Annotated in this window: 5 protein-coding genes; 3 read left to right on the top strand and 2 right to left on the bottom strand. The window is 61.2% G+C overall.

Annotated features, from left to right (window positions below; genetic code table 11):
* Positions 1-630 precede the first annotated feature (630 nt).
* Positions 631-906: a thiamine-binding protein gene (locus tag QP868_RS11620; RefSeq protein ID WP_284926729.1), complete on the bottom strand. Its 276-nt coding sequence runs from the start codon at positions 904-906 to the stop codon at positions 631-633.
* Positions 907-1,325: 419 nt separating this feature from the next.
* Here QP868_RS11620 and QP868_RS11625 point away from each other — a divergent pair, with 419 nt between their 5' ends.
* Positions 1,326-2,033, top strand: a complete 708-nt coding sequence (locus QP868_RS11625) for a hypothetical protein (RefSeq protein WP_284926730.1) — start codon at positions 1,326-1,328, stop codon at positions 2,031-2,033.
* 194 nt (positions 2,034-2,227) lie between these two features.
* Here the strand turns inward: QP868_RS11625 and QP868_RS11630 are convergent, their stop codons facing one another.
* Positions 2,228-2,782 carry a hypothetical protein gene (locus QP868_RS11630; protein ID WP_284926731.1) on the bottom strand — a complete coding sequence of 185 codons (555 nt, stop codon included), beginning with the start codon at positions 2,780-2,782 and terminating at the stop codon, positions 2,228-2,230.
* Between the two features lie 217 nt (positions 2,783-2,999).
* On the opposite strand from QP868_RS11630, the gene QP868_RS11635 reads away from it, so the two are divergent.
* Positions 3,000-7,907 carry a DEAD/DEAH box helicase gene (locus QP868_RS11635; protein WP_284926732.1) on the top strand — a complete coding sequence of 1,636 codons (4,908 nt, stop codon included), beginning with the start codon at positions 3,000-3,002 and terminating at the stop codon, positions 7,905-7,907.
* Between the two features lie 1,454 nt (positions 7,908-9,361).
* The gene (locus tag QP868_RS11640) at positions 9,362-10,816 is read left to right on the top strand and encodes a ribonuclease catalytic domain-containing protein (protein ID WP_284926733.1); all 1,455 of its coding nucleotides are present in this window, start codon (positions 9,362-9,364) and stop codon (positions 10,814-10,816) included.
* Positions 10,817-10,948 lie beyond the last annotated feature (132 nt).

Consider the following 10,948-nt stretch of genomic DNA (forward strand, 5'->3'; position numbering starts at 1 on the left):
TCGCGACATGGTTGACACTTTACGCCGCAGGGTTAGAGCAGTGTTCTAGCTTTGTGGCGTTTGTGTTTGGGTGGGGCAGGTCATCGTTCTCCTTTTTGCATGCATCCCCCAGTTACCCACCACAAGTCAGATGATTTTCTTTAGCTGTGATGGGTAGTGTGCCGATTTTGGGCCGAAAACGTGAGCAAAACGAACAAAATGGGTAATTAGTCAACACAGCATTTCGGTTTGTGTTGGGTAACCCGTTTTTGTGCGTGTGGTATCGCTACATCTGCATCGTGAGTCACGTGAGCCTGGTAGAACAGTCCAAGTGAAGCAATCCGGGTGATATAGCAAAGTCCTGACGGCGCAAAGTGAGCAAGACGGCGCATTATATTGCGGAGTTTCGCTCGCTTTGCGCCGTCTCGCCTGGGGGTGTTTGTGCTGTTTGGCACCTGAAGCCATGTTTTAGCGGCGCTTCACCAACCAACAAAAGGACCCCCGAACAAGCCGGGGGTCCTGACAGGAAGAATGAGAAATGATAGTCGACATCATTTGTCATCCGAATCAAATTATATCAGCGGGTAAGCGACCGCGACGCTCGCGCTAACTTCCCTCACATCCGTGAAGAATGAAGCCAGGCACACACGCTTAGGACTCGTCGATCGCCTTCTCCAGGCGCTCCAACTTGCCGTCCAGCTCGCCAGTACGACCGTCACGAATATCGGCCTTGAGCACTAACGAAACACGCGGACCAAAGCGGGCCACCGCCTCGGTCGCTTCTTTCACAACCGCAAACACTTCATCCCACTCACCTTCAATCGTGGTGAACATGGCATCCGTGCGGTGCGGAAGCCCAGACGCCCGCACAACCTTCACGGCCTCGGCAACAGCGTCGTGCACTCCCCCCCACCTCAAGTCAGCCATACAAGCGCCGCACCCCAGCGATGCGTCTTGCCCGCATACTCGACGCGAGCGCGTAGAGAGGTCGAAGCCCACCCGACCCGATCATGCCCCCGCAGGTCGATTTTGTTAGACGCCACATACGTGAGCCAGACTCGAGCGTCCGCAGCGTAGCTGGCGAGAGTCGCTGGAGGGAGCGCGCGAAGCCGTCGTGAAGTGAGGACCTCGAGACCGACAGTTGTCTGTAGCCGAGGCAAAACCACGCCAGTGGAAGACATGCACGGAGGCTATCCGAAAAGATTAGCTACCTGCTAGATTCACTCTTCATCTCATTCACAGATGAACCCCCACTTATCATCTGGTATGATTGCATCGATACATCGAGACCACGGTACATCTCACGAGGTGACCAAGGTTTGGGAACGAGATCAAAGGAATGTCTTATGTCGGAAAACATCACTATCGAGCAGGCTGCACACCGAGCCACTGAGTCCCTGAGGTCCGCAAACGCGCTACACCTCCGGGGCGCTTATTCACTTCATGCCGAGGCGCTTCCGACTGTGACTCCCGCCTGCATCGCGGACCTTGTCACGATGCATCGCCTCACCGCGTCCACCATCCCCGCATTGGTGAACTCCGAGGAGGTGGAGAGGCTGTTCTCCCGTACTCGTGTCATCAACGGCGTCGGCCTGAGCGTGCTCCGCGTTTCAATCGGCCCCCTCCGCCCGAGCGGACCGTGTGATCAACTCCGCTCCAGTGGGCAGCACCGTCGTTGGGCTGGCTGGGATTTCTCCAACCTGGCGAATCTGACGGAGGATGAGCAGTGGGCAGGGATCTCGGGAGTCTGGCCCATGTCGGAGGAGAACGCCCAGCGCGCGAAGTCGGCGGGAGCGATCTTCGCCCCCTCGATCAAGGGGTTCGTGGATGGCTCTCTTGTCCGCCGCGTGACCGGCTACTCGCTCGACCTCAAGACTCGACGGCGCTGGTTTGAGACGGAAACCCTCGGCGCGACTGCTCGCACGCATGTCTTTGGCGAGGACCGCCTGGGTCGGGAGCTGGAGCACCTGTGGATTTCTGTGTCCAGGGGTGCAATCGCTGGGTTCGAGGAAGGCGATCCTGCTGAGGATGCCAAGCTCGACATGAGCATCTGACGCCAGTAGTTTCAGCTTCTGTCCCACAGACGAGACGCCCCAGAGCGTGAGATGAGCCCTATCGCTTGCCGGGCTCATCTTCTCATCCGTGCCCACGATCGACTACCAGGCGCGATAGCAACTACACCAATGCTTACGATGCGAAGCGACTTGGACGCCTACCATTAGCTTTCGGAGCCACCCGCGCAGTCGACCTACCCGGGGATCTGTACTCGAACTTCACCCTCGTCGCTTACGGTGGTTACCTGGCGCAGGCCTTTACCGAAGTCCATGATGCCGGTGTCGGACCGGATGACTGGCTCACCGCACTGCTGGTCATTCTCGAAGGGGTTCTCCTCGCCACCGCTGTCGCTGACCTCCCAGGTGAACTCCTCGCCGCAATCGCCCAGAGTCAGCGCACCTCCAGCGGGGTCGCTACCCTCATCGGGCTGTGTGGTCGTGAACTCGTTGCCGGTGCGAGACTCGGTGAACGTGGCAGTGATGGTTCCGCCCTTCTCCGTGCACTTCACGGTCACAGCATCGTACCGGAACGACTCCCCGGGGTACTCGTTCGTGCCTCCGCAGGCACTCAGGGTTAGAGCGGTGGCCACCACCGCAGCGGACGAAGATCCAATGAGGCTGAGGTTCCGGCCCATGAATTTGATGCCTTCTTCCGTGTCGATGCATCGAGAGTGTGATGGCGTGCACAACACTAGCCGCAGCTCCGCGACCGCGCCGGGCACCATCGCTGCCACAGCATTCGAGGTCACCCCATCTCTCTCCTTCTCGCGCTGCGGAGGCGCGTTCCTGGCTAGCTGATCGTCTTCTGTGTGAAGAACTGAAGGCGTGCAGGAGCGGGCAGGACACTGGCCCCAGCTCTTGACGGGAACAGCGTCACGACCGATACGGCCCCTCCGAGTTTTTCCGGATCACGCGATACCTGCAGGTGATGGCCTACGCCAGCACACTTGGGCAATAATGGTGAGCATGTCGTCCTCCACTAAGCTCACCGCGATGAAGCTGCTCGATAAGCTCTACTTCTCACCCGGGTCCCAAACGGAGAAGGGCACGAAGTTCGAGCGCTTCACGCAGTCATTCCTTCAGACGGACCCGCTGTGGTCGGAGCAGTTCGAGAAGGTCTGGATGTGGGACCAATGGCCCGACCGCTGGGGACCCGACACCGGCATCGACCTGGTCGCTCAGCGCCGCGATGGCGGGAAGACCGCGATCCAGTGCAAGTTCTACGACCCCCAGAGCAGAGTCTCCAAGGCGGACATCGACACGTTCCTCTCCGCCTCCGGCCGCGGCGGCTTCACCGAGCGCATCATCGTCTCGACCACCACCCAGTGGGGCCCCAACGCAGAGACAGCGATCCGTGACCAGTCGATCCCCGTCCGCCGCATCGGACTGAACGACTTCGAGCAGTCGCGCATCAACTGGGATCTCTTCGACCCGGCGACTCCCACAGTCCTCGAACTCTCGGGCTCCTCCGACCTCCGCCCCTATCAGCGCAACGCCATCGACCAGGTCACCCAGGGCTTCACCGACCACGATCGCGGCCGCCTCATCATGGCCTGCGGCACCGGCAAGACCTTCACCTCCCTGCGCCTGGCCGAGGAGTACGTCGGGTCCCGCGGCACAGTCCTCTTCCTCGTCCCCTCGATCGCGCTCCTGTCCCAGGCGCTGCGCGAGTGGACGAACAACACCGAGGTCGGCATCGCCCCGATGGCCGTGTGCTCGGACGCAAAAGCCACCCGTGGGCGGAGGACGAACGAAGACTCCCCGGAGATCTCCGTCGTGGACCTGGCACTGCCGGCCACAACAGACCCGGACCGTTTGGCCCAGCGCATGAGCGACACCCGCGTGAACGGCGAGGGCATGCGCGTCGTGTTCGCCACGTACCATTCGATCGACGTCGTCGCCCAGGCGCAGAAGCTCGCAGGCCTCGACCCGTTCGACCTCATCATCTGCGACGAGGCCCACCGCACCACCGGCGCCACACTGGCTGGCACCGACGAGTCCGCGTTTGTCCGCGTCCACGACGAGGACTACATCAGGGCCTCCAAACGCCTCTATATGACGGCGACCCCGCGGATCTACGACGACGCGTCGAAGGCAAAGGCGGGCCGCGCGCAGGCGGTGCTCGCCTCGATGGACGACGAGGAGATCTACGGTCCGGAGTTCTACCGCCTGGGCTTCGGTGATGCCGTGGGCATGGGCATGCTCACGGACTACAAGGTCCTCATCCTCACCGTGAACCAGGAGGCCGTGGGTGAGGCGATGCAGGAGGCCTTCGCCCGCGACGGTGAACTCACCCTGGACGACGCCACCCGGCTTATCGGCTGCTGGAACGGGCTGGCCAAGCGCGGCGACGTCGAGCACTCCTTCGACCTGGACCCGCAGCCCATGCGCCGCGCGGTCGCGTTCGCAAAGGACATCAAATCGTCAAAGAAGGTCGCCGCCCAGTTCACGGACGTCGTCTCCACCTACATCGACAACCAGGACGATGAGACTCCGGAGAACTTGCTGGCCGTCGAGGCCAGGCACGTCGACGGATCCATGAACGCGATGGAGCGCACGGAGCTGCTCGACTGGCTCAAGGAGGAGACGGAGACGAACTCCTGCCGGGTCCTGTCGAACGCGCGCTGCCTGTCCGAGGGCGTGGACGTGCCTTCACTCGACGCGGTCATGTTCCTCAACCCCCGCCGGTCCGTCGTCGACGTCGTCCAGTCCGTGGGCCGTGTCATGCGCCTGGCGAAGGGCAAGAAGTACGGATACATCATCCTGCCGGTCGTCGTGCCCGCCGGTGTCGCCCCGGAGAAGGCGCTGGACGACAACAAGAACTTCCAAGTTGTCTGGGACGTGCTCCAGGCGCTGCGCGCCCACGATGAGCGGTTCGACGCGATGGTCAACAAGGTCGAGCTCAACACGAACCGCGACGCGAAGATCGACATCGTGGGCGTGGGCTTCGGTGGCCCGGACGACGCCGAGGCGGGGGCCTGCTCCGATGCCGAGGGCACCTCTGGTACCGGCTCTGCCGTGCAGGGTGCGCTGGCGCTGAAGCTGTCGAAGATGGACGAGCTGCGCGATGCGATCTACGCGCGAATGGTTAAGAAGGTCGGCTCCCGCACCTACTGGGATCAGTGGGCCAAAGACATCGCGGTCATCGCGCAGAACCACATCGCGCGGATCACGACCCTCGTCAATGATCCGGACACGGATGCCGCGTCGCACTTCGAGGTGTTCCTCGACGCGCTGCGCCTCAATCTGAATGAATCGATCACACGCGGCGGGGCGATCGAGATGCTCGCCCAGCACATGATCACGAAGCCCGTCTTCGACGCGCTCTTCGCGGAGTACGCGTTCACGGACCACAACCCCGTCTCGCAGGTCATGGACCGGATGGTCGCGACCCTCACCGCGATGCACGTCGATGCGGAGGCGGAGTCCCTGGAGAAGTTCTACGACTCCGTCCGCCTGCGCGCGGCCGGGATCGACAACGCCGAGGGCAAGCAGAAGATCATCACCGAGCTCTACGAGAGCTTCTTCAAGAACGCCTTCCCACGCGCGGCAGACGCGATGGGGGTTGTCTACACACCTATCGAGATCGTCGACTTCATCCTCCGATCCGTGAACGACGTGCTCCAGCAGGAGTTCGGCCGGTCGATCAGCGACGAGGGTGTTCACGTCATCGATCCGTTCACGGGGACGGGCACGTTCATCGTCCGCCTCTTGCAATCCGGGCTCATCGACCCGGCAGATCTGGCACGGAAGTACGCGTCCGAGCTGCACGCGAACGAGATCCTGCTACTGGCGTACTACATCGCAGCGATCAACATCGAGACGACGTTCCACGACCTCCAAGCCCAGGCGCATGAGGTCGAGCTGGACGTCGAGGACTACGAGCCGTTCAGCGGGATCGTCCTGACGGACACGTTCCAGCTGACCGAAGACGGCGACCTGACCGACGAGGAAGTCTTCCCCGCGAACAATTCGCGCGCCGAGGCGCAGAAGACGCTCGACATCCAGGTCATTGTCGGCAACCCGCCATACTCGCGGGGTCAGACTTCCGAATCGGACGAGAACGCGAACATCAAGTATCCGAGCTTGGACGCGCGACTTCGCGATACGTTCGCAGCACGGACGGACGCAACAAACAAGAACATGCTGTATGACTCATACATGCGTGCGATCCGCTGGGCCAGCGACCGGATCGGCAACGAGGGCGTCATCGGGTTCGTCACGAACGGTGGCTGGCTCGAGGGAAACACCGCTGCCGGCGTGCGCAAGACCCTCGCCGAGGAGTTCTCCTCGATCTACGTGTTCAACCTGCGAGGCAACGCGCGCACTGCTGGCGTCCTGCGCCAGAAGGAAAAGGGGAACGTCTTCGGCTCCGGCGGACGCACGACGATCGCCGTCTTCCTCCTTGTCCGCACGCAGGGGCACAGCGGACCCGCGACGATCCACTACCGGGACATCGGCGACTACCTGAGCCGGGAAGAGAAGCTCGCGATCGTCGCGGACTCCACCCTGGACGCTGTGCCCTGGCAGCAGATCACGCCCAACCAGTACGGCGACTGGATCAACCAGCGCGACGAGGACTACCTCACCTACCCGATTCTCGGAGGCAATTCGCTAGACACGATCTCCGCTTTCTACGATTACAGTGTTGGTCTTCAAACAGGCCGAGATGCCTGGGCACTCAGCTCGTCGCGTTCAGCTCTAGACACAAACCTCACTCGATTTGTTGGCACATACAACGCAGAACGTGACAGATTCGCCCAACACGCAGCCACACATAATCTCGTAGCCCCCAAGGGCTCCGACACAGTGGGTGTGGTCAGCACCGACGACACTCAAATCAAGTGGAATCGGTCGCTGAGGGATCGCCTCGCCAAAGGGCGACCCCTCACTCGCCAGCCCGGCCGTACGACGGTGAGCCTCTACCGACCGTTCAATTCGCAATACATCGACCACTCCGACGGCCTCGTCTACCTTCCGGCCGTCGCTCGTCGCTACTTCCCCACCGCACGGCACGAAAACTACGGTTTCTGGCTAGTGGGTACGGGGTCGGCAGTTCCTTTCACCGCACTCGCCACACGTCTGATTCCCGATCTACACCTTGCAGGGGCAGGGTCAACTGGCCAGTTCTTCCCCCGCTACCGCTGGGAGCCCGCCGAGGACGAGGGAACGATCGCGCTCGACCTTGGGAGCGAGGTGGTCGACGGGTACCGCCACGTCGACAACATCACCGACGACTTCCACCAACTCCTGCAGGAGCGCTATGGCAACCACGTCACAAAGGACGACATTTTCTTCTTCCTCTACGGCCTGCTGCATTCGCCGGAGTACCGCGAGCGCTATGCCGGGGAGCTTAAGCAGATGCTCCCTCGCATCCCGCACGTGCCCGCGGAGTCCTTCCATGCGTTCGTCGAGGCGGGTCGTGAGCTGTTCCACCTGCACGCGGACTACGAGGAGGCCGATCCCTACCCGCTGGAGATCATCGGCGGTGAACAGGCCGACCTGCTGCAGCCCACCGGTTCGGATGCGGACTACTACCGCGTCCAGAAGATGCGCTTCCCCACAGGGAAGAAGGCCACCGATGCCCCAGACACCCTCATCCTGAACCCGAACCTCACTGTGAGCGGCATCCCGGAAGAGGCGTACCGGTACCATCTGGGCTCCCGCAGCGCGATCGAGTGGATCATCCGCCAATACCAGGTGACGACGGACAAGGCCTCCGGCATCGTCAATGACCCCAACCAGTGGGGCATCGAGCACGGTAACCCGCGTTACATCCTGGAGCTACTCCAGAAGGTCGTGTTTGTCTCCGTCCGCACGGTGGAGATCATCGAATCCCTACCTCCGCTCACCGCCGAGAGCGACTCGAAGTAGCTCCCAGAGCCGTAGCTCCCCTCGCCACGTCACGCAAGGACTCCGTACCTGAGAACCCGAACCTGGGAGGAAGCGGAAACGGGTTGGGTGGACATAGAGGAGGAGAGAACGGGGTGGGTGAGCTTTGTCCCGCCACAAGCGCGGCAGTGTGGGCCGCGAGCGCATGCAGGAAGGCGCCCACAGGAGGGAACACGGGAGGATAAACGGCCAGCGTCCTCCCGTCAGGCGAGGCTCTCCTGGGATCGCCCATTCCCCGGATGCGCCGCTCCATGCAGACGTGCGCAGTCCACTGACACACGTCGCGACGTGGACGCATTCATGTGGGGGAGCGCAGGACCCGCTGGAGCCATAGAGCTCTTAGTACTCACACGTAGACGCAACACTGCAGATGAGTGACGCTCCGGAATAGCTCCAGCGTGAACGGCCCAGCGAGAGTCTCCTACGACGCCGACCGCGAGCGCCCCTGCCTCACCCCCGCAAACACCTGATCGTGCAACACCCTGGTCGGTTTGGCACCTTTCTTGCTCGCGGTCCAGCTCCCGATGCGAGTGAGTCCTCGACGACCCAACAAGCAGCATCCATTTATGACTCCAATGCCTCCATTATCACTATTGGAACCACTACCCCTATCGGATCCATGACTTCCATCGGTCACACTGCACCCATCGACTGCATTAACTCCAATCGATTCAGCGGACCCTGCTCCACCCCTAGCGCGAAACTCCTTGACCCCACGACATACCTTGAGGCATTGCCCCATTGGCCACTAGGGCTCCGCTGTTCATCGCCTACAGGACCCCATCCGCCGACGCGCACTCCAGCGTCCGTACCGATCCGCACACCGCATACAGAGCGTTTCTTAACACCGTCCCGATGGGCCACATCCCCCTGAGCTCCGTTCCCCTACCAAGAGCCATCACTAGTTAGCTAGGTCCACAGGACGATGGCCCACTAGACGCAGTGTGATGTCTTGCGAGTCGGCTTCGATTCGATCACGTACTGATTCGTCACGGGAAGCAGCGGAGCAAGCGCCATATTGGGGCTGTCAGCTGTTAGTCGTCGCGTGGGGGTCTCCACGTTGTGAACGTCGGCGTGACCGGGGTGGCTCGGAGCCTGTCGCCTTGCCCGGCCCTCCAGGCCCAAGTGCAGGCCTATGTGCAGAGTTCACCATGAGGCACCTGCCATCCAGATCCGTGGAAGGGTGTCGAATCTCAAGACCTTTCAGATCAGGAAGGGTCTCGAGAATCTCACCCAGTCAGTCCATCTAATGGGGAGCACTCCATTAGTCGGTTGCAGCGTTGGGTAACCCGTTTTTGCGCGTGTTGTGTCGCTACCTCTGCATGGTGAGTCACGCGTGCCCAGTAGAACAGTCCACGTGAAGCACTGCGGGTGATTAAGCCATGTCCTGACGCAGGACACTGCTGGGGGCGCTTGCGCTTTTATATGCTGGAGGCATGTTTCAGCGTCGTTTCCGCATCCAACGCTCGGCTGTTCAACGCCTTCAGTCCGCTTATGACGAACTGGCTTCTGATCTCCCCCACGATTTCCCCGCTCAGGTTCTCGAAGAAACACGGTCGGCAATCCACGACCTCGCCGACCCTTTCGCCACCGGACGCGACGGCCTGGACTCTCCCAAGCAGGACTACACGCACATCCCGTTCGTCACGATTGACCCACCAGGGGCTCGCGACCTTGACCAAGCGATGTACCTGTCCCAGGCCTCCACAGAAGCCGACACGTTCACGGTCATGTACGCAATCGCTGATGTGGGTCGGTTCATCGAACCCGGCGGACCACTCGACCAGGAAACGCGCACACGCGGTCAAACCATCTACCTTCCAGACCGCAAAATCCCCCTGCATCCAAAGGAACTGAGCGAAGACGCGGCCTCACTACTTCCGGAACAGACCCGAAGCGCCTATGTCTTCACCGCTAAGGTCGCCACCGACGGGAAGCTCACCGACTACACCCTGGAACGTGCGGTGGTGCGTTCACGTGCACAACTCGACTACACCACTGTCCAGCACCAATGGGAACAGGGACAGGACCTCCACCCGTCCATCGCGCTCCTCCCCCAGGTTGGCGAAGCGCTTCTCGCCGACGCTCGCACCCGTGGCGCAATCGACCTGGCCATCCCAGATCAAGAGGTCACCGACACACTGACTCTGCAATATCGACCTCGGGGAGGCATTGAAGACTTCAACGCACAGATCAGCTTGCTCGCAGGGCGCATTGCTGCCCAACTCCAGATACAAGCCGAAACAGGTATCCTCCGCACGCTTAACTTCCCAGACGAAGAGACTGTTGAGAAGTTCCACGCAATCGTGCGCACCTTGGGCTTTGAGCCCCGCGACACCTACCAGGAGACCTTGAGGTCCATCGACCACCTCGGGAATGACCCACGCGCGCTCGCAGTTCACTACGCATCCCCCATGTTGTTCCGCGGCGCCGGCTACACACTGGTGGGTACGGATCCGGACCCGGTTCAGGCGGCAGTGGGCGCGCCGTATGCGCACGCCACCGCCCCGTTGCGCCGTCTGGTTGACCGTTTTGTTCTGCCTATCGCCGAGGCGGCCGCCCGCAACGCTCCTACCCCAAGTTCCGAGGGGCTAGAGGACATCATCTCGATCATGAAATCGAGCGGAAGCATTACTTCCCGGATCGACAAAGACGCGATTGACCGGACAGAAGCTCTTCTACTGGCTGACCGCATAGGCGAAGAGTTCACTGGCGTTGTCGTTGGTCGCAAAACGCGTGACGACTCACCAGTTAACACCGTTCATGTCCCTGACCCAGCAGTAGTGGTCGACGTGGCCGACGATGCGCAAGTAGGCCAAGAGGTGCGCATCCGTTTGGAATCGATTCACAACAACACACCTGTCTTCACCATTGCAGATCACGACCTATAAAGACATATAAAACAGCCACGCAACTCAGACACGTGAAAGGTCTGAGTTGCGTGGCCGGTTCTTAGACTCGAAATATTCTTAGGACTCGTCGATCGCCTTCTCCAGGCGCTCCAACTTGCCGTCCAGCTCGCC

It is taken from the genome of Brevibacterium sp. UMB1308A (genome assembly GCF_030230605.1).
Classification (GTDB): Bacteria; Actinomycetota; Actinomycetes; order Actinomycetales; family Brevibacteriaceae; genus Brevibacterium.